The following is a 261-nucleotide window of genomic DNA, read 5'->3' on the forward strand; positions in this document are numbered from 1 at the left end:
CGACGTCGTCGCTGCCGTCGTTGGTCGGCGTGACCGTCATCACGACGGCCGGCGCGGCAGGTTGCGCGGGGGCTGGCGGGGCTTCGATCGGCTGACGGGCATCGGCGGCGGGCGCGTCGGACGGCTCGTCCGGTTGCAGCGCGTCGGCCGATTGCGATTCCGTGGAGTCGGACTCCTGCGTTTTCTTGAATCGTTTGAAGAAGCTGAACATGGTCTGACGTCGGGAAGAGGGCGGGGCGCCGCGGGCTGGCGCGCGGCAGG

The 261-nt window shown here is 70.5% G+C and carries 1 pseudogene; it reads right to left on the minus strand.

The features are described from left to right. Nucleotides 1-211: pseudogene (locus tag SB751_RS32025) on the minus strand (signal recognition particle-docking protein FtsY); the annotation flags it as partial. Nucleotides 212-261 lie beyond the last annotated feature (50 nt).

The sequence above is a fragment of the Cupriavidus sp. SIMBA_020 genome, assembly GCF_046535395.1.
GTDB classification, from domain to species: Bacteria; Pseudomonadota; Gammaproteobacteria; order Burkholderiales; family Burkholderiaceae; genus Cupriavidus; species Cupriavidus campinensis.